Consider the following 21,539-nt stretch of genomic DNA (forward strand, 5'->3'; position numbering starts at 1 on the left):
GGCATTACGATAAGAAATAACACCCTCCCCCCGGAAGCGACAACTTCTGTCGTATATCATCATCATGCTCATCTGCCATGATGAGTCGAGCGGATCTTGCCGTGCATCGGGAGAAGCAAAGATGTTGAGACACGACGGGCAGACGCTTTTTTCGGCCAGTGATCTGGTGAATTTCATGGGTTGCGCGCATGCAACCGTGCTCGACGTCGGCAACCTCGTTACGCCGGCCAGCTTCCCACCCGACGATGAAAGCGCGGTCCTGCTCCAGAAGAAGGGCATAGAGCACGAGCGCGCCTATCTGGAGAGACTACGCGCGGAGGGGCGCTCGATACAGGAGATAGCAAGCGAGGGAACGCTTGAGCAACGGGCGCAGGCGACCGTTGAGGCCATGCAGGCGGGGTATGATGTCGTGTACCAGGGCGCGTTCCTGGCGGGCCAATGGCATGGCTATTCCGATTTCCTGCTCAAGCGCGATGGCCTGCCTTCAACGCTCGGCAACTTTGCCTATGATGTCGCCGACACCAAGCTCGCCCGCTCCGCCAAGCCCAAGCATGTGCTCCAGCTCTGCGTCTATGCCGATATGCTGCAAGCGGTACAGGGTGTTGCACCGCCATCCATGCATGTCGTGCTGGGCAGCGGCGAGATCGTCACGCTGCCCACCTCATCGCTCATCCATTACTTCTCAATCGCGCGCGATCGCTTCGAGCACTTCGCAGCCGCTGTCCCGGGCAGCTCGGCCGGCGATCCCTGCGGCCATTGCACCTTTTGCCGATGGTCCGACCATTGCACCGCCAGGTGGGAGGCGGCGGATCACCTCTCGATAGTTGCCGGCATGGGGCGCAGCCAGCGATCGGCGCTGCGCCAGGCCGGTATCGACAGCATAGGCGCCCTCGCCACCCTGCCCGGCGGCACGAAGATCCCCGGCATGCAAGCAGGCACCGTCGCGAGGCTCTCGGCCCAGGCCCGCCTGCAGGCCCATCAGCGCCAGACCGGCGAGGGACGCATCGAGCTTCTCGCCGCAGCGCCTGGGCGCGGTTTTGCACGTCTGCCGCAGCCAGACGAGGGTGACATGTTCTTCGACATGGAAGGCGACCCGCTGTTCGAAGGCGGCCTCGAATATTTGTTCGGCCTGGTAGCCATGGACCAAGGCGAGGATCGCTTCCATGCCTACTGGGCGCATGACCGCAAGAGCGAGAAGATCGCGTTCGAACAGGCGATCGACTTCATGACTTCGCGCTTGGCGCGCCATCCCCTCGCGCATATCTATCACTACGCTTCCTACGAGGAGACGGCGCTTAAGCGCCTTGCCATGTATCATGGGACGCGCGAACAGGAGGTCGACGATCTACTGCGCGGCGACCGGCTGGTGGACCTCTACAAAGTTGTGGCGGAAGCCATACGCACTTCCGAACCCCGCTATTCGATCAAGAATATGGAAGCCTTCTATCTGCCCGGAGGGCGCCAGGGTTCGGTCAAAACGGCCGGCGACAGCATCGTGATCTACGAGCGCTGGCGCCGCGTCGGCGGCGATGCGCTTCTCGCGGAAATTGCCGACTATAACGAAATCGACTGCCGCTCGACCCGGCTCTGCCGTGACTGGCTCCTGTCGCTGCGGCCAGATGACGCGCCGTGGTTTACCGGGCGGACGCTGGCGCCTGCCGATCCGGCAAAGGTCGCCGCGCGAGAGGAAGCCGACGAACGCACCCGCCAGTTGGCGCAGGCCTTGATCGCCGTTGAAGACATCCCTTGGCGCCGCCTGCTGGTCGATCTGCTGGAATTCCATCGCCGCGAGGCGAAGCCCAGCTGGTGGGCGATGTTCGCGCGGCAGGAGATGGACGTGGATGCGCTGCTCGACGATGCCGAATGTCTTGCCGATCTCCAGCCCCACCCCACCCTGCGCTCATGGGCGGACAAGAAGTCGGTGGTCCACCCGTTCACTTTCCCGCCGCAGGACTTCAAGATGAAGGTCGGCGACAAGCCGCTGCGCTCCGGAACGCTGGAACCGGCAGGAGAAATCATGTCGCTCGACGAGGAGGAGGGCACGATAGAATTGAAGCTCGGGCCGAGCCGTTCGGCGATCGAACCCGGCACAGCGCTCATCCCGGAAGGCCCGGTGGGTGACAAGATATTGCGTGCTGCGGTCCATCGCTATGCCCAGAGCGTAGCGAGCAACGAGAATCGCTATGCTGCCGTGACCGCGATCCTCCGCCGTGATCGCCCAAAGCTCGTCGGGCGCGCATCGGGACAGGCGATCGTGCCGGAAGGCATGGACGCAACCGATGGCGCGATTGAGGCGCTAAGCTTGCTCGACGACAGCTATCTGCTCGTTCAAGGCCCTCCGGGCGCCGGTAAGACCTACACGTCGGCGGAAGCGATCGTCGCACTGCTCGCTGCAGGCAAGCGCATCGGCGTGGCTTCCAACTCGCACAAGGCTATCAACAATCTGCTCAAGGATGTCGAAGCAAAGACGGCGGCGAAAGGTCTGCACTATCGCGGCATGAAGAAATCATCGCGCGAGGATCAGATCCTCGGCTCGGACGGCTGGATCGACGATGTCATTGGCGGCAGCGGAAGCGGTGTGTCGCCGCATCACCAACTCGTTGCCGGTACGGCCTGGCTTTTCGCTCGCGAGGATCTCGACGGAGCACTCGATTATCTGTTCATCGATGAGGCCGGTCAGGTCAGCCTCGCCAATGTCATCGCGATGGGAACCGCAGCGCGCAATATGGTGCTGGTCGGCGATCAGATGCAATTGTCGCAGCCGATCAAGGGCACGCATCCGGGTGGCAGTGGCCGATCGGCCCTCGAGCATCTCCTTGAAGGGCATGCTACGGTGCCAGCAGACCAAGGCGTATTTCTGCCCGTCTCCCGCCGCATGCATTCCGACCTCTGCGCGTTCATCTCTGACGCTGTCTATGATGGGCGCCTTCAGGCCGAGGTGAGCACTGCCGGACAACGTATCGATGTGAATGCTACAGCGGATCCGGCGGCATTGGCCGCCACCGGCCTGCGTTTCGTCGAAGTCGCCCATAACGGTCGCACGCAGCGCTCGCCCGAGGAAGCCGAACGGCTCGCGATCACCTACCGTGCCTTAATCGGGGCTAGCTGGACCGATCGGCACGGTGAACGCCATGAGATCGGCACCAAGGACATATTGGTCGTGTCACCTTATAACATGCAGGTCGAACTGCTGCGGCGCACGCTGCCCGATGGCGCACGGGTTGGAACGGTCGACAAGTTTCAGGGCCAAGAAGCGCCTATCGTGCTGATCTCGATGGCCACTTCATCAGGCGACGATCTCCCCCGGAACATCGAATTTCTCTATAGCCGCAACCGCCTGAACGTCGCGATCAGCCGGGCTCGCTGTCTCGCCGTGATCTTCGCCAACCCCAGGCTGCTCGAAATTCCCTGCTCGACGATCTCGCAGATGGAACTGGTGGATGGCCTATGTTGGGCGAAGCAGTTTGCCGATAAGCAGCGGGATCAGGCCAGCACGTGACATTGGTCCGTTGCGTATTTGGGCAACCTGAACGGATGAGCGCCGATTTCAAGGTCTAGTCTTGACGAAAGCTACCGATTAGTTTGATCGAAGTGAAGGGGTGCACAGGGGCACGATCTTGTAGGGTTCTAGCGCAAAATATAGAGGTCAGAGCAGCTATGAGCCGGTATGCTGATAGCAGGCGTCAGTATGAGACAGACAGGATGCACTTCGGATGGAATGGAGTAAACTGCTCAAGCTCGAGCGCCTGAACGATGCAGGTTACATTCAACAGAAACACCGCCCTGCTTATGCGCAGGATATCGATCGCATTCTTTTTTCTCCCCCGTTTCGTCGACTAGCTAACAAGACGCAGGTGCACCCGCTCTACGACAATGATCACATTCATCATCGTCTGATTCATAGCCTTGAGGTTGCGAGCGTTGGACGTTCGCTCGGTGTCGAGGTCGGTGCGTGGCTTGAAGAAAGTGGCGAAATCCCGGGGGAACAAGTCGATGTGATTGCTGGTCTTGTGCAGACTGCCTGTATGGCACACGACATCGGCAATCCGCCTTTCGGTCATTCCGGCGAGACCGCGATCGCGTCTTGGTTTAGGGCGAAATTTGCGGACGATCGTGGCATCCTCTCCGATATTGACGATCGGAAGCGCGCCGAGTTTGAAGCGTTCGAAGGCAATGCGCAGGGCTTTCGAATCCTAGCTAGAACTGAGATGTATCGGGATGACGGTGGTCTGCGCTTGACACTCGGGTCGCTCGGGGCGTTCACCAAATATCCGGTGTCGGCGTTCGTAAGGGCCCATGCTGGCGACGCGTTAGTGGATGGTCTGCCCTATATCGGCGTCAAGAAATATGGTGTGTTTGAAAATGATGTCGCCGCTTTCTCCGCGATCGCGGGAGAATTGGGTCTACCGTCTCACGACGTGCGGGGTCCGAAACTGAACCTGCTTGGTTATTGGTGGGCCCGCCATCCGCTGGCCTACCTCATGGAGGCAGCGGACGACGTATGCTACAATGTGATGGATCTGGAAGACGCGTATCTTAGTGGCGATCTCGAAGCTGAGCTCGTTATCGATCTGCTTAAGGGGCTAATTAAGAGTTCGAACAAAGCGTACCCAGAACAGAGCGAGGCAGATACCGTTTCTCGCCATCGTGCGCTGGCGATCCGCGGCGCCATCGCGTCTTGCGTCGAGGCCTTCAAAGAGAATTATGTGGCCATCATGGCCGGAACATTTCCAATTTCTCTGATTGACGCGGCAAGTGTGAACGATCCCTTCAAAGCGATTAAGGGTGTCGCGAAAAACCGCATCTTCAAAGCCCGTCGCAAGACTGAGCTCGAAGTATACGGCCGTAACATCATCTACAAAATCCTTGATGGCCTCCTGCCTCTGTTCGATGACCTGGGGAGCGTTGATTGGGACGCGGATAAGGTTAGCGGCTATCATCTCCAGGTCGCCCGTGCGCTTGGGCTTCCGCTCTCCTCGCTTAAAAACCCCTATGACGCCGTCCACGGCCTGACCGACTTTGTGTCGGGTATGACGGACCGTTATGCGGTTAAGGTTGCCGATATGATTGGGGTCAGATAGCCTGTGCAATATCGTTGGAGGACAGCCCCCTCTCCAATAGCGGCGTATAGGCCTTGATTTTATCTTTTTTTGGCGAGCGGGCTTGGCTAGCCTCCCGTCTGGACGGGGGACTTCATGCACGATTCTAATGATCAGGATTTCACGGCAGTTAACCCCTCCAGCATAAGCGTGAAGGATCCGACAATCGCCGCAGACATTGCCGGTAGCTTCACCTATGCCTCCTACCAGAATGCGATACCCGTCGTCCGATCCATCCAGATAGAAAATGCCGACGGACGCCATCACGAAAATATTCGCGTCGATCTCACCTCATCGCCAGCGTTTCTACGCGCCAAATCCTGGACAATCGATCGGCTTATACCGGGCGACAACCTCCCGCTGGGCGATCGCAAGGTCGATCTTGACGCTGACTATCTAGCCGGATTGAACGAAGCCGAACGCGGCGAGATCACCCTGCGACTGTCGGCTGGTGATACGGTACTCGACGAGCAGCGCTTTCCTGTCCGCCTGCTCGCCCGCGACGAATGGGGTGGCGTCGCCGACATGGCACAACTGTTGCCTGCGTTCGTGATGCCCAATGACCCCGCCGTCGCCCGCATCCTGCGCAGCGCAGCCGACCGGCTGGCCGAACATGGGCATCCCAGCGGGCTGGACGGCTATCAGTCGGCCGATCCGCAGCGCAGCTATCTGCTCGCCGCAGCGATCTATTCAGCCGTTGCTGCGATGGCGATCCATTATGCCGAGCCGCCGGCTAGCTTCGAGGATCGCGGGCAAAAGGTCCGACGGCCCGCCACGATTGCGGAAGAGCGGCTAGGCACCTGCCTGGATACGACCCTTCTGATCGCGGCGGCCCTGGAAGGGGCCGGCTTGTATCCTGTGATCCTGATATTCCATGGCCATGCAGCCGTGGGCGTCTGGCTGACGAAGCGGACCTTGGGCAACACGATCGAGACCGACCAGATGGAGGTTCGCAAGGCGCTGGCATCGCGCGAACTGATCGTGTTCGAGACGACCGGCGTCACCCATCGTCCGGCGATGGCGCTGGACGTGGCACAGCGCGCTCTCGACCATCGCATGAGCGAGGAGGAAGCGCACGCCTTCGTCGCGGCCATCGACGTGCGGCGTGCGCGGAGCGGCGGTATCACTCCGCTCGCCTCCCATGAAGCATCGCGACATGACGCTTCTGGGGAAGACGAAGGCGCGGTGGTTGCAGCACTGTCGCTACCTACTGCCCCATCCTTCAATGAACTGCCCGACCTTCAGGTCGAAGAGAAGCCGACGACTGCCGCCGGCCGTATCGACCGCTGGCAGAAGAAACTGCTCGACCTGACGCTTCGCAATCGGCTGTTGAACTTCCCGGAATCGAAGAAGACCATCCCATTCCTGTGCACTGATGTCGCCTATCTCGAAGACAGGCTGGCGGACGGCGCTGCCATTCAGATTGTGTCATTGCCACAGCAGAATCCCTTAGGGGAACGTGACGCGGCTCTATATCGCGAGGTGCATGGCCGCGATCTACAGCGCGGTTTCGCGGCCGAAGCCCTTCAACGGGACGAGTTGCCGTCGCCGCTGGACGCGCCCCAGCTCGAAGCAAGATTGATCGACCTATATCGGCAGGTGCGCAACGATTTCGCCGAGGGCGGCGCCAACACCCTGTTCCTGGCGGTCGGCTTTCTGCGCTGGAAGAAGAAGCCGGAGGACGAACGCAGCTATCGCGCACCGTTGTTGCTGGTTCCAGTCAAGCTGGAGCGACGTAGCGCGAGCGCCCCCTTCCGCCTGCGTTTCCATGAAGATGAGCCGCGCTTCAACGCGACGCTCCTGCAGTTTCTGGAACGCGATTTCGACCTAAGCTTGCCCCAGTTCGGCGGAGATCTGCCGCTCGACGACAGTGGCGTCGATGTGCCTCGCGTGCTGGCGATGATGCGTCAGGCGGTGCGAGACGTTCCCGGCATGGAGGTTGTCGACGACACCGCGCTGTCAACGTTCAGCTTCGCCAAGTTCCTCATGTGGAAAGATCTGGTCGAGCGCACCGAGGCTTTGCGCGAAAACCGGGTCGCTCGTCACCTCATCGACACGCCGGACAAGCCATTCGGTGGGGATGACGGCCAGCCCGCGATCCGCGACGAACGTGACCTTGATCGCGTCTACGCGCCGGCAGACATCATCAGCCTGTTGCCGTCAGACTCTTCCCAGACCGCCGCCAGCCTGGCTGCTGCGGAGGGGCGCGATTTCGTAATCGTGGGACCGCCGGGCACAGGCAAGAGCCAGACCATCGCGAACATGATCGCCAATTGCCTGGCCGTTGGGAAGACCGTGCTGTTCGTGGCGGAAAAGACGGCCGCCCTCGACGTCGTCTATCGCCGACTGCGCGAACATGGGCTGGGCGACCAGTGTATCGAGCTACATTCCAGCAAGGCCGACCGGCGCCATTTCCTGGCGCAGCTTAGGGCGGCATGGGAGCATGGCGAACGGGTCGATCCTGCGGAATGGATTGCCGTCAACGAGCGGCTGAAGCTGCGCCGTGATACGCTCAACGCCTATGTGGAAGCATTGCACAGGTCTTCGCCCAATGGCTGGACGCCCTATCTCGCACTGGGCGTCGCTTTGCGCGAGGCTGGTGCCCCGGCCCCGGAGCTTGGATGGCCGCGTGGGCAGATGCACGACGCGCAGGCATTGGCGAGCCTGGAAGAACTGGCGGGAGAGTTGGGTCTGGTCTTCGCGTCCGTCGAACGACGGCCAGCGCTGAATCTGGTCGATATCGAAGAGACCGGAGCAACGGGGCAAGATGAACTGATCGCAGCTGCGCAGTCGCTGCGCAACGCCGCCGACCTGCTGGCTGGTGCCCTTGATGCCTTGCGTGGCACTATGGGACTCGGCGGCGGCAATCAGCCGGCGAGCACCGAGATTGCGACATTCGCCGGACTGGCTGAAGCGATGGAGGCTGGTCGCGACCGCGATATTTCAATCGCATTTGATCCCGGATTCGCGCGATCGGCGAGCGATCTGGCCGCGTTGACCGCCGCGATCGGCAAATATCGGGATGCCGAAAGGCAACTCGCCGCATCCTATCCGCTTGACGGTGTGCGGGCGATAGAAACCGAGGCACTCGATCGCCAATGGCGCGAAGCGAATGCCTCCCTCTGGCCGTTTTCAGCTCTCGGCAAGCGCAAGGTGACGCACCTGCTCCAGAGCTATGCCAGTGGTGGTACGGCCGGCCCTGAAAGCGACCTGCCGCAGCTTCGCATTATGAAGGAGCAATTGGCGGAGATCGACGCGACACCATTGGCCGGCCGGTCGCTTCCGTTGGCTGGCCTCGATACAGATCTGGCCGCTATTGCTGACATCCTCGATCATGCAGCACGATTGCGCGCGGCGCTGCGTCTCGATGGTCGCGATCCAGGCGCGGTGGAGGCCGCCACCCAGCGGATCGCTGAAGCCTTGCGCGAACGCGATCAAGGTGATCGCCTCTGGCAGGCAGGCGCCAAGCTGCTGGCGGCGCGGCAGGGCTTTGACGATGCGCGGAGCCGCTTTGCTAAAGCCGCGCGACGCGACATTGTGCTCGAGGCCACGCCGGACGCTCTAGCTACCCTCTCGGCATCGCTCATGGCACTTGTGGATGCGCGTCACTTGCTGCGCGATTGGTCAGCCTGGTGCCGCATCCGCAACCGGGCGATCGCTTCCGGGCTTGGCGCGCTGGTCGAGCAGATTGAGGCTGGAACTGTGGCTGCGGATGGCGCCCGCAAGGCGTTCCGGCTGGGCTATGCCCGCTGGTGGCTGCCCACGCTATTGGACAGCGACCCGGTGCTCCGGGATTTCCGACGCTTCCAGCATGAAAATGCTATCGCCGAATTTCGCGAGATCGACGATCTGGTCCGCACCCATGCCACGGGCCGTGTGATCGGCGCGCTCGCACACAACCTGCCTCCGGTGCAAAGCGTGCCGCGAAATTCCGAACTGGGCCTGCTGCGCTATCAGATGGAGTTGCAGCGTCCGAGCCAGTCGATCCGCGACATGATCGGCAAGATGCCAGAGACTTTCTCCAAGCTTGCCCCATGCATGCTGATGTCACCGCTGTCGATCGCGCAATATCTGCCGCCCAATCAAGCCTTGTTCGATGTCGTCATCTTCGACGAGGCCTCACAGATCACGACGTGGGATGCTGTCGGCGCGATCGCGCGCGGACGCCAGACGATCATCGTCGGTGATCCCAAGCAGCTGCCGCCGACCAACTTTTTCGGCAGCAACGACGATGAAGAGGATGTCGCCGACCATGAGCGAGACATGGAGAGCATCCTCGACGAGGCGAAGGCGTCGGGCATCCCGGTTCGCGACCTGCGCTGGCATTATCGCAGCCGTAGCGAGTCCCTGATCGCCTTCTCCAATAGCCATTATTATCAGAACCGGCTCGTCACCTTCCCGTCGCCACAGGTGGACGACCGCGCGGTGCGTCTGCGCAAGGTGCCGAATGGCGTCTATGATCGTGGCAAGAGCCGGACCAACCGGATCGAAGCGCAGGCTGTCGCGGACGAGGCGGTTGCCCGCATGCGCGGATGGTTGGAACTCCCCGAAAAGAGCCGACCGACACTCGGCATCATCACCTTCAATGCGCAGCAGCAGTCGCTGATCCTCGACCTGCTGGATGTCGCCCGGCGTGATGAACCTGCACTCGAATGGTTCTTTGCAGATGAGCGGGTCGAGGCGACCATCGTCAAGAACCTGGAGAATGTCCAAGGCGACGAGCGCGACGTCATCCTGTTCTCCATTACTTTCTGGAAGGATGCGGCAGGCAAGTTGACGATGGACTTCGGCGCGCTCAACCGCGATGGCGGCGAGCGGCGGCTGAACGTCGCCGTCACGCGTGCAAGGCAGGAACTGATCGTCTTTTCAGGCTTCACCGCCGACCAGATCGATCCGAGGCGCACCAAGGCGCTGGCGGTGCATCACCTCAAGACCTTCCTCGACTATGCGGAGCGCGGCGCGATCGCACTGCCAGCGCAGAGCACAGGTTCGCTGGGCGGCTTCGAGTCACCCTTCGAGGAGGCAGTGGCCGCACAGCTCGAGCAACGAGGATGGCAGGTCGTGCCGCAGGTCGGCATCTCGGGCTTTCGGATCGACCTGGGCGTTCGGCATCCGGACCTGCCCGGCGCGTATCTCGCCGGTGTCGAATGTGATGGCGCATCCTATCACAGCGCAGCGACCGCACGTGATCGCGACAAAGTGCGCGAACAGGTTCTGACAGGCCTCGGTTGGAACATGCTCCGCGTCTGGTCGACCGACTGGTGGTATGATGCCACCGGTTGCGCGGATCGGCTGCATGCGGCGCTGGAAGGGCTGCTGGAGACAAGCCGTGCGGCGGAACCAGCCAGTAGCGTCACTGCACACTGGGACATGGGGCATGAGGTCGAGGGGATTGAGGAAATCCGCGACGACGAGGCGGCGGCGCACATCGAGGAGGTAGCCCCCGCGCCCATGCCGATCGAGATCGAGCTGGTGTCGGCAGAGATTTCTGCCCCGGTCATGCCGGTCAGGATTACCGAAGCGACCCAGGTTCCCGCCCCTGTCATATCAGATGTTCTGGGCGACCGTTATCGCATCACCGATCTGACGAGGTTTGCAGCCAATCCGGATCATTTTTTCGATTTCGCCTATCGGGATTCGTTGCGCGCGATGATTGCCGCCGTGATCGAAACTGAGAGCCCACTGCGCACCGATATATTATGCCAGCGCGTCGCCCGCGCGCACGGCTGGCTGCGCACGGGCGGTAAGATTCGCGAGCGGATCGACATGCACCTGCGCGAATATGATCGGACCCAGGAATCGAGCGGCGAGTTCATCTGGAGGACTGGCGCCGTCGCGGATTTCCATCCCTATCGCCCTCCTCATGACGATGAAGCGCGCCGTGCGATCCCGGATATTCCACTCGCAGAACTGTCGGCGGTCGTCCGGGATAATCCGGACCTGCTCGAGGAGCCAGATCCTGCACGCGAGTTGGCCCGGATGCTAGGGGTCGAGCGCCTGGCAGCCGGATCTCGCACCCGGCTAGACGAGGCGATCGCGCGCGGGCGTGGCAGAGACGCGGCCGTGCCGAACACTTCCGCCATGCCTGGAGAGGAATGAGCATGGCGCGCTTCATCCACTCAAGCGACCTGCATCTAGGCAAGCGCTTCGGAAACTTTTCCGGCGACCTTCCCGGTCGCCTGCGTGAGGCCCGCCACGCGGTGCTCGGCAAGCTGGCCGAACAGGCGCGACTGAACGGCGTGGACACGATCCTGCTGGCCGGCGACACATTCGACACCGAAACGCCCGCTGCCGATGTCCGGAGACAGGCGCTGACCGAGATGGCGCATCACGCGCCTGTCCGCTGGGTAATCCTGCCGGGCAACCATGATTCCCTGCAGGCGACTGAATTATGGACGCTGCTGGCTAGGGAGGCACCGGACAATGTTGTGCTGGCGACACTCGCAGAACCGATCGAGCTGACGGGCGGCGCGATCCTCCTGCCCGCTCCCTGCACGACAAGGCGGCCGGGTCGCGATCTCAGCGAGTGGATGGATGGCGCAGCCACCGCCGATGGCGCAATCCGCATTGGCCTTGCCCATGGCGCGATTCAGAGCTTTTCCGAAGAGGCTGTCAGCGCTGAAGTCATCCCCCCGGATCGTGCGCGCCGCGCCGGGCTAGACTATCTCGCGCTGGGCGACTGGCATGGCGCGATCCAGGTCGATCCCCGCACCCACTATAGCGGCTCTCCCGAGCAGGATCGATTCAAGCATGATCGATCCGGCACAGCGTTGCTGGTAGATATTGCTGGGGTCGGCGCGATGCCTTCAGTAACTTCAGTTCCTACCGGGAGCTTTGCCTGGCGCACCCTGGACCTCCACATATTGGCGGAAGAAGATCCCGGCGCGGCACTTGAGGCGCTGCTACCCGATCTGCGGGATCGCCGACAGACGTTGGCCCGGATCGTTGCCACCGGCCGCACCGGCCTTGCCACGCGCACCGCGCTGACAGCCGGAATCGAGCGCGCCGCCCCTGATTTCGCATGGCTCGACCTCGACGAGACCGGACTGGCGACCGAATGCGACATCGGCGACCTTGACCGGATCGATCGCGCAGGTGCCCTGAGAGACGCCGCTGACGCCCTGCTCGCCGAAAACGAGGATGCAGGCCGCTCGGCCGCTGAACGGGCGATTGCCATTGCCGCGCTGGGGCGTCTTTACGGCTATGTCGAGAAGGTGTCGCAGTGAAGGTCGCAGCACTCCGTTTTCACAACGTCAAGCGGTTCGCCGGGCGCGGCGTTGCGATCGAAGGGATCGGCGACGGCGTCAACGTGTTGTGCGCCGCCAACGAGTTCGGCAAATCGACCAGCTTCGAGGCGTTGCACGGACTATTCTTCCAGCCGCATTCCAGCACGGCCGGCGGGGTCCGTGCCTTGCGCCCCTATAGCGGCGGCAATCCGCTGATCGAGGCGGATATCGTTGTCGACGATGCCCATTATCGGATCACCAAGCAGTATTATGCGGGGAAGTTCGCGAAGGTCGTGGATCTCGCGTCCGGGCGTCTGATTGCACAGGCGGACGAGGCAGAGAACTTTATCGGGAAGCTCATCCACGGCGGTGCCGGTGGGCCGGCAGGGCTGCTGTGGGTGCGTCAGGGGCTTACCGGTATAGAGCCACGCAACAAGAAAGACGAAGATAACGACCTGCAGGTTCGCACCAGCCTGCTTGAATCGGTGCAGGGTGAAGTCGAAGCTATGACCGGTGGCCGGCGTATGGCCGAGATTATGGCCGCTACCGGGGAGGCTGCGGGGGAACTTGTCACCGCAACAGGACGCCCAAAAGCTGGTGGCCGCTATGCCGCCGCGATCGATTTACGCGACCGGCTGGCGGCAGAGGAGCAGCGGCTAGCCGGTGAAGTGACCAACCTGCGCGAAGCACTCGATCAGCGGGGAACTTCTCAGCGCCGGCTAGCCGAGCTGGAAAGTCCCGATGCGCGCGATGCCCGCAAACAGGCGGTGGACGCCGCCGAAGTCGCCTTCGATGCTGCCCGCGCACAGGCCGAGCGGCTGAAGGCAGCGCAGGCCGAACTCGATCTTGCGCGAGAACAGCGCGACACCGCTTTGCGCGACCATCGGCAATTCGAGGAGGCGCTGGCCGAAGCGCGACAGTTGGCGGAGGAAAGCCGCGAAGCCAATCGCCGCCGTGACGAGGCAGTCGCACGTCGACGCTTGACTGGCGAGACGATAGCCGATGCGCAGGCTGAGATCGAAGCAGCCGAGGCGGATGAGAAGGCGGCACGCGAACTGCTCGCCATTCTTGATGCGGCGATCAAAGCGCGGGATGCGGCTGAGCGACGTGCGGAGTGGGAGGAACGGCTGCAGGGTGCCGAGGCGGTGCGCGGCACGATCGAAACCAGCGAGGCGCAACTCGCCGGGATCCGGCTGCCTGACGGCGCTGTCGATGAACTTGCAGATCTGGATATCGAGATCGCCCGCATTCGTGCGGTGCAGGACGCCGCGCGGCCAACTGTGACGGTCGCTTATGATTCGCCCGTTGGCGCACGTGTAACGATGGGCGACACGACGCTCGGCGATGGTGAGGAGCGCGGCTATAACAGCCGCGCTCAGCTCATCGCGCCGGGTATCGGCACGATCACGCTACGCTCCAACGCCGCCGACGATGATGGTCGGCTCGCAGCAGCGGAAGCGCAGAGACGGACCTTACTCGCCTCAATGGGGGTGCCAGATTTGGCGGCGGCACGCGCCCAGCAGGTCCATGCCCAATCGGTCGAGGCGCAGGCCAACGAGGCCAAGGCACAACTCAAGATCATCGCACCCGACGGGCTGGAGGCGTTGCGCGAGACGGTGGCAGCTTTGGCCGGCGTGGATACCTCGCCGGTCGAGTTGAAGGCCGATCCGGATGAAACACGCGCCGCCCGTGACGTTGCAGAACAGCGGCGACGCGAGGCGGCGCAAACCATACGGACAGCCGAACCTGCCCGAGCACAGGCCGACGAGGCATTTATCAAGGCTGAGACCGTGCTCGCCCGGTTACAGACACGTGACGAGCAGGTCGTTGCAATCCTTGGCCCCGTCGATGAACGAGAAGCCAAGGGGCAAGGTCTGGCGGCGCGTCTCGCCAAACGCGATGCCGCGCTGGCGGATGCCCAGCGAAATTTTGAGGAGCGGAGCGCCGAAGCGCTCGATCTGGACGCGGCTGATGCGACGCTGCGCCGGGTGCGGTCCGTCGAGCAGGCGGCAGCAACTGAAATCCAGCAGTTGCGCGAGACTATCGCCGGGTTGAACGCCCGCATCACTGCGCGATCTGACGAGGCGGTGGAGGAGGCGTGGCGAGAGACGGCCGATGCCTTATCCGCTGCAGAAGCTCGTGTTTCTGCATTCGAACGGGAAGTCGCCGTGCTGACGCGGTTAACGCAGGCACTGGAGGCAGCGCGTTCAGGTGCGCGTGATCTCTATCTCAAGCCAGTCATGAGCGAATTGCGCCCGCTGCTCGGCCTACTCTTCGACGATGTCACTATCACTTTCGACGATAAAACGCTGCTACCGCAGACTATCGTGCGCGCTGGGCTGCAGGAAGATGTTGATCGCCTCAGTGGCGGCATGCGCGAGCAATTGTCGGTCCTCACGCGCCTTGCCTTTGCGCGTCTGCTCGCGCGCGACGGCCGACCCGCACCGGTGATCCTCGACGACGCGCTCGTCTATTCGGACGATGACCGGATCGAGCGCATGTTCGACGCGCTTCATCGGCAGGCCCGTGAGCAGCAGATCATCGTCTTCTCCTGCCGCCAGCGCGCGTTTCAGAGCCTTGGTGGGAATGTGCTGCAGATGACAGACTGGCAGCCATGATCTCGCGCTGGAGGTATCGCAAATTACCTTTGCTTCATTGCCTTACATTTCCGGCAAGCCAGAGATTAGGTCGACTTGCCAAACGCAAAGGAACCGATGCATTGCTCTGATGGGCTTGCTAATTAAGAAGTGTGGTACTCGTCTGATAGGTCAGGTTGTGTCCGTCGGGATGACGCCGGGCGAACGGTGAAAGTCGGCTTCTGACAAGAGCTTCCGTTCGACAGTTCGCGCGCGAACGTCAGGAATTTCTTAGCTCCAGTCGTTCATACTCCGCCGTCCCGATGAATGGACTGCGGACAAGGGGTTTCGAACGGCTTGATCATTAAGCCATAGCCTTGCAACGATTGCGCTTGCCAAACAACGGCGAATGCCGAAAGAATCCCGGCAATGCGCACCGATATCGATCACCTTCCTGCGGCAAAGCAGCGCGAGCTTGAGCGCATCGTCGAGGTCATTTTCGAAGAGTTTCGCGGTGCCATAGAGAATGCCACCGGCCCCCGGAAGGGCGCGCGCGTCCTGAAGGTTGTCCTCTTTGGCAGCCATGCGCGGGGTGACTGGGTGGATGCGCCGTTGTCGGCGAACCAGTACAAGTCCGACTACGATATCCTCATCATTGTCAGCCAGAAGGAACTGACTGATCGGGCGGCTTACTGGGCGAAGGCTGAGGAGCGGCTGATCCGCGCCTACACGATCGAGAAGACGTTGCGTACGCCGGTCAATTTCATTGTCCATTCGCTGCACGAGGTGAATGACGGCCTCGCCCATGGCCGCGTCTTCTTCATGGAAGTCGCCAAAGACGGGATTGCGCTCTACGAGACGGACGGTAGCGAACTGGCGACGCCCAAGCCAAAGACACCCCAGCAGGCGCTGACGACGGCGAGAGAGTATTTCGAAGAGCATGTCGCCAGCGCGGCAGAGCAACTCGAGATCTATAAATTTTGTATGGAGCGACGCAGCTGGAAGAAGGCCGCTTTCAATCTGCATCAAGCTGTTGAAGGTCTATATCAGGGCCTGCTCCTCACCCTGACCTTCTACGCGCCCCACAACCACAACATCGCGTTCCTCCGGTCGCTGGCCGAAGGGCTGGATCGCCGCCTCTACGGAATCTGGCCAGAAACCACGCGCCGCGAACGCGCCATGTTCCAGAAGCTGAAGGAAGCCTACACCAAGGCCCGCTATTCCCGGCACTACCGGATCAGCGCCGAAGAACTGGCGTGGCTCGGTGAACGCGTCGAGGAACTGGGCCGCGTCGTCCATCAGGTCTGTTCGGAACGGATTGCCGAACTGGAAAGCGCAGTCGCTGGTAAATAGCGATCCCGCCAGACAGCTTGCCCGGATTCCTCCAGTCTGGCATATTCGGCGGCACGGGATGGAAGGACTGGCGGCCATCTCCGGGATAACCCTGCCAGGCATCATGTAGGTCCGGCCATTAACGTCGGGCAGTTGCTGGAAGCCGCGATGGCGGCGCACAGCGGACACCGCTTGCACCATCCGCGCCCGAGCGCGCGGACCGCTGGTGTGCGAGCTACAAATGACACTCCCTACTGACGTTTACGCGCGCGAAGTGGTGATGGCGCGCGTCAATCATTTGGTCCGACGCAAACAGAATGAGATCGAACGCATCGTGCGTATCATTCGCGCCTGCTTCGAGCCCGAAAAGGTCCAGGCACCCCAACCGGGGAAGATCAGGCGGATCATCCTGATCGGTCCCTATGCGCGCCGCTCATGGTACGAGGATCGGCATACGATCCAGTTCTCGGATTACGAATTCTGGATCGTCGTCAACCATCCCACCTTCAAGGACGACCGCTGCTGGCAGCGGGTGCGCGATGTCATCGACGGCGAACTGGGCAATCGGTGCGCGGTCGATCTCGATATCTATTCCAAGGCCGACATCCGCATCGCCAGGATCGAGCGCGATACCTTCATCCTCGACCGCATCGAGGCGGGCATCACGCTCTACCGCGCTTCGCGCGACGCACCCCTGAATGAACGCGAACGTCGGGGGGCAAGGCGATGACCCCCTTTCATTCCACAGTCGCGTTCGAGGCACTTTACCGGGCTGAATATGCACGGGTTCTGCGTTTCTTCCGAAAGCGCGTGGGAGGGGAGGATGCCCCCGACCTCGCGCAGGAAGTTTTCACAAAGCTTTTCGCTGCGGGCGTTGTCGAACAAATAGAGAATCCGGTGGCCTATCTCACCCGATGCGCGCGCAACCTTCTAATCAGCCGTGCGCGTCGCAAGGCGTCGGCACACATCGTCACCTGTCCCATCGACGAGGGTCGGGATGCACCGGCGCCTCCCGAGCAGACCTGGAGAATCGAGGAGGGAGACGTCCGGAGGGTCTATCGACGGACACTGCTGGCCATGCCGCGCAAGACCCGCCGCATCTTCCTGATGCACCGGCTGAAATGCATGACCTATGCGGAGATCTCCGAGCAGGTCGGCATCGGCTACGGTGGCGTCGAATATCATATGACGCGCGCCCTGGCACGGTGCCGCAGGACGGCTTCTGTGCATCGATTGTAGAATGGCTTCCTAGGCTGGAGATTGAGCGCCGCCAGCGGCGCGACCTTTCCCCAGTTCTGGAGGGAGAAAGAGGCTCTGCCTCTCTCTCCCTGCAAGGTGCCGCTTTGGGGCCGTGGCTCGCTTCGCTGCGCCCGCACCACCCCCGGCACCGGACCTTGCCCCCACTCTCTCCGCCCCTCGCCGGGTCGGCAGGGGTCATGCGCGGCATGACCCGCTGCGCGGATTGGAAGGGAGTAACAGCAATGACCCAGACCACCGGCAAGCAAGACCCTCACAGCCGTATTACCGACCGCATGTTGGCCGAACTTGAGCAAGGCACCCGCCCCTGGCTGAAACCGTGGAGCGGCGGCGACATGGCCAGGTCTGGGCAGGCTCGCCCCTCGCGCGCCACCGGCCAGCCCTACCGTGGAATCAACGTTCTTCTTTTGTGGATAGAGGCGCAGGCATCCGGTTTCGTCAGCCCTTGGTGGATGACCTACAAGCAGGCGCAAGCCTTGGGCGCGCAAGTGCGCAAGGGGGAGCATGGTGCGACCGTGGTCTATTATGGCGACAGCACCAGGACCGTGCATGACGATGACAGCGGCGAGGATCGGGAGCAGGGCTTCCGTTTCCTGAAGACCTATACCGTATTCAACGTGGCGCAGATCGACGGCTTGCCGGAACGATTCCATATTATGCCGGAACCATCGCCGGAGGCAGAGCGCATCGAAGCTGCCGAGGCATTCTTTGCCAGCATCCCGGCGACCGTGAACCACGGCGGCGACAGGGCTTACTACATCCCGTCGGCCGACCGCATCCAGCTACCGCCCTTCGCAGCTTTCCATGATGCCCACGGATATTATTCCACTAGGGGCCATGAGACCGTGCACTGGACTCGGCACAAGAGCCGCCTTGATCGCAGCTTTGGCCGGGAGAGATGGGGCGATGAAGGGTACGCACGGGAGGAATTAGTAGCGGAACTAGGCGCTGCCTTCCTGGCCGCCGATCTGGGGCTTTGTATTGAGCCGCGCCCCGATCATGCCAGCTATATCGCAAGCTGGATCAGGGTGCTGCAAAACGACACCCGCGTCATTGTCCAGGCCGCCGCCCATGCCGAACGCGCCGTTGCCTATCTGCACCAACTGGCCAACCCGGATAAGTTGAAGGAGGCAGCATAGTCCGTGACCGAGGCCGCCCTGAAAGGGGCGGCCACTTCGTTTGACCTCACGGCTGATATCGGAACAAGCTAGCATCGGTTATGATAACATCGAAGATCATGCCGTGCGTGCGTCGGCGCGCTGCCGCAGACCGTCCAGCCGCTGTTTCGCCAATTGATGGTACGTTTGGGGGCACGATCGGGGGCCTTCCGCACTTCAAATCCATGTAACCTATTGATTAGGAATGTGATAAATTCTGGAATTCGATTCCGGCTCGGCTCCATACAATCCCCAAAAACTGCCAAAAAACAGCCCTTCGGGGTGGTGTGCCAAGTGTCACATCCTCTGGTGGGAAAGTTTAGACATTCTCCACTGCCACAGATGCTTCAAGCAGTCTTGGCCCAGCATCGTGATCGGTGCTGTGTCGCGCTTCCCTTCGCAGACATATGGCAGCCATCGTTTTGAATGGGCACTGGATGCCAGAATGGATGGTTCCGCTGAAGCGCCAGTCAAATGCCTTGCGGCGAAGACTTCAGCTCGATGTTCTGGTCCGCCATGGACCGCACAGCGTCTACGCCAGCCTGAACGTGAGCTGCCGCGAAATGCAGCTTCAGGACTTCCAGCCGGGTGATAATCGCATCCATCTCAGCCGCGATGTCTATCAGATCTTGCATCGTCAACCTGAACCCTTGTTAGTCAGTCGATCGTTCAACTTATGAAATTACGCCTAATGGCCAGTTCAGTTCATTGGTTAAAATATGTATTGATACATCCAAAATGGATGAACAATTCTCGATATATTTGGCAATGAGGCGCTGGCCGATAGGTCGATGCGGTAGCATCGGCTGACTGGCTGGCGGATTGCAGCTATATTACAAACACGTAAGACCGCGCTCGCTTCCAGCGACTCCATTACTACAGGCGGGAAAGTCGTTTGCGGTGTCTCGGACCGATCAGCTGACGAGATTTCGCGTTCTTCGATAGAGCATTGCGGTCAAGGCCACGAAAAGAGCGGTGCCGCCAATCAGGGCGATAGTCGCGAAGCCGGGACCGGCCAAGACGATCGGCGTGTCGCTGCCGGATGCCGCGACGATCCCGGCAAACCCGACGCCCCACAGGCTTTCACCGACGATCAGGCCGGTCGCAGTGAGCACGCCCATCCGGCGCGCGAATTCGGGATCGGCGCGGCGATCCGCCCAACGCTCGTAGAAATGGCCGATGACCGATCCGATGACGACCGGCAGGATTGCGGCCATGGGCAGGTAGATCCCGATGCCCACACCCAGCGGCGGCAAGCGCAGACGCCCTGCAGCGCCCAGCACTTCATCAAGGATGACGAAGATAACCCCCGCCACCGCGCCCCAGCCGATCATCGACCAGTTCAGATCGCCGCCCAGCACCCCCTTCGCCAGTGCCGAGATCAGCGCCGCCTGCGGAGCAGGCAGGGCGTTCGGCCCTGCGCCGGGCGCTCCGGCAAATCCGAACGCGGTATTCAGCAGATCGAGGACCGGGGGGATCACCAGCGATCCGAAGATGACACCAATCACCAGCGCAACCTGCTGCTTCCACGGCGTTGCGCCGACAAGCTGACCGGTCTTCAGGTCCTGCAAATTGTCGTTTGAAATCGTCGCCACGCCAAATACGATACCCGTCACGATCAGCGCATAGGCGACCAACGCTTCGGTTGTGGCCGGACCCTGTTCCCGGCCAAACAGCCCCACCAGCATCAGCGCGGCGGCGACGACGGACAGGATGCCGATACCGGAAACCGGCGAGTTCGAGGCGCCGATCAGGCCCGCCATGTATCCGCACACAGCGGCGATCATCAGCCCGAACACGACCACGAACACCACCGCCCCCGCGATCAGCGCCACTTCGCTCCCCTCAAGGGGGCCGCCAACGATTACGCTCCAGAGCAGGATCGCGATGGGTACCAGCATCGCGATCGATCCGAACAGCACCCCGGCGATCGGTATGTCACGCTCTTCGATGGTGAGGGCTTCCCCGGCATGGCGCGCCCGGCTTGCGGCCATGGCAGAGCGGATGCCGCCCACCACCGGGCCAGCGATCCGCAGCAGTGTCCACACCGCCGCCACGCCGATGACGCCTGCGCCAAAGAAGCGCACGTTGGCCGAGAAAACGCCGGTCGCCCAAGCCTCGGTTCCGCCCGGCAGCGGATTTTGCGCCGTCAGGATCGGCAAGAGGCCCCACCATCCCACGGCCAGACCCAGGAACATCGCCATGCCGACAGACAGGCCGACCAGATGGCCAACTCCGAGCAGGGCAAACGAAAGCCCGCCCGAAACGCCGGTGGCCCCTGCCCCCGCCCGGAACCATACGGCTGCTTCGCCCACCACCAAGCGCGTCTGGGTCAGGATCGCAAAGCCAGCCGACGCCAGCGCGTTCCAGACCAGCACCGAAAGGCCCTTGGCGCTTTCTTCCGCCCCTTCACGCGATTGCGATCCGACGCGCAGCACCTCGGCGGCGGCGTGTCCTTCCGGATAGGGCAGCGGCGTATCCACCACCAGCGCACGGCGCAGCGGAACGGAGAACAGCACGCCCAGGATGCCTCCCGTCCCGGTAATTGCGGCGGTGGTCCAGTAAGGAAAGCCCTGCCACCAGCCGATCATCACCAGCCCCGGCAACACGAAGATGATCGCCGCCAGCGTTCCCGCCGCGCTCGCGACGGTCTGGACGATGTTGTTTTCCCAGATCGTGGAATCCCGGAAGCCGCGAAGGATCGCCATCGAGATGACGGCGGCGGGGATCGACGTGGCAAAGGTCAGCCCGACTTTCAGCCCCAGATAGACGTTGGCCGCCGTGAAAAGCAGCGTGATCACCCCGCCCAGGACGATGGCGCGCAGCGTCAGTTCGCGGGCAGACGCGGCTCTTTCGGTTAGCGGCCCGGTTTGGATTGCCATGTCTCTGCTG

Annotated in this window: 11 protein-coding genes; 10 read left to right on the top strand and 1 reads right to left on the bottom strand. The window is 61.9% G+C overall.

From position 1 onward, the window contains the following. The first annotated feature begins 121 nt into the window (after positions 1-121). The 10 genes from ACZ1JM_RS10795 to ACZ1JM_RS10840 all read left to right on the top strand — a co-directional run bounded on the left by ACZ1JM_RS10795 (position 122) and on the right by ACZ1JM_RS10840 (position 19,327). Positions 122-3,499, top strand: a complete 3,378-nt coding sequence (locus ACZ1JM_RS10795; protein WP_465134801.1) for a TM0106 family RecB-like putative nuclease — start codon at positions 122-124, stop codon at positions 3,497-3,499. Between the two features lie 214 nt (positions 3,500-3,713). Then, positions 3,714-5,081, top strand: coding sequence for a dGTP triphosphohydrolase (gene dgt / locus ACZ1JM_RS10800; protein WP_465134802.1), 1,368 nt, complete (start codon positions 3,714-3,716; stop codon positions 5,079-5,081). A 114-nt stretch (positions 5,082-5,195) separates the two neighbouring features. After that, entirely contained in the window at positions 5,196-11,198 is a 6,003-nt protein-coding gene (locus tag ACZ1JM_RS10805) for a DUF3320 domain-containing protein (protein ID WP_465134803.1), read from the top strand. A 2-nt stretch (positions 11,199-11,200) separates the two neighbouring features. After that, a complete protein-coding gene (locus ACZ1JM_RS10810) occupies positions 11,201-12,325 on the top strand; it encodes a metallophosphoesterase family protein (protein ID WP_465134804.1) in 1,125 nt (374 codons plus the stop codon). Continuing rightward, positions 12,322-14,943, top strand: coding sequence for an AAA family ATPase (locus ACZ1JM_RS10815; RefSeq protein ID WP_465134805.1), 2,622 nt, complete (start codon positions 12,322-12,324; stop codon positions 14,941-14,943). The genes ACZ1JM_RS10810 and ACZ1JM_RS10815 overlap by 4 nt, the downstream gene beginning before the upstream one ends. Positions 14,944-15,330: 387 nt before the next feature. After that, positions 15,331-16,254: a HEPN domain-containing protein gene (locus ACZ1JM_RS10820; RefSeq protein WP_465134806.1), complete on the top strand. Its 924-nt coding sequence runs from the start codon at positions 15,331-15,333 to the stop codon at positions 16,252-16,254. Positions 16,255-16,474: 220 nt separating this feature from the next. Continuing rightward, positions 16,475-16,963, top strand: a complete 489-nt coding sequence (locus ACZ1JM_RS10825; RefSeq protein ID WP_465134807.1) for a hypothetical protein — start codon at positions 16,475-16,477, stop codon at positions 16,961-16,963. After that, positions 16,960-17,472 carry a sigma-70 family RNA polymerase sigma factor gene (locus ACZ1JM_RS10830; protein ID WP_465134808.1) on the top strand — a complete coding sequence of 171 codons (513 nt, stop codon included), beginning with the start codon at positions 16,960-16,962 and terminating at the stop codon, positions 17,470-17,472. Before ACZ1JM_RS10825 ends, ACZ1JM_RS10830 begins: the two co-directional genes overlap by 4 nt. Positions 17,473-17,714: 242 nt before the next feature. Beyond that, entirely contained in the window at positions 17,715-18,629 is a 915-nt protein-coding gene (locus tag ACZ1JM_RS10835) for an ArdC family protein (RefSeq protein WP_465134809.1), read from the top strand. Positions 18,630-19,054: 425 nt separating this feature from the next. Then, complete coding sequence (locus tag ACZ1JM_RS10840) at positions 19,055-19,327, top strand: hypothetical protein (protein ID WP_465134810.1); 273 nt, start codon at positions 19,055-19,057, stop codon at positions 19,325-19,327. A gap of 234 nt (positions 19,328-19,561) precedes the next feature. On the opposite strand, the gene ACZ1JM_RS10845 is transcribed toward ACZ1JM_RS10840, so the two are convergent. Then, positions 19,562-21,529 (bottom strand): OPT family oligopeptide transporter, encoded by a 1,968-nt coding sequence (locus ACZ1JM_RS10845; protein ID WP_465134811.1) that lies wholly within the window; start codon positions 21,527-21,529, stop codon positions 19,562-19,564. Positions 21,530-21,539 lie beyond the last annotated feature (10 nt).

It is taken from the genome of Novosphingobium sp. BL-S-24 (assembly GCF_055521575.1).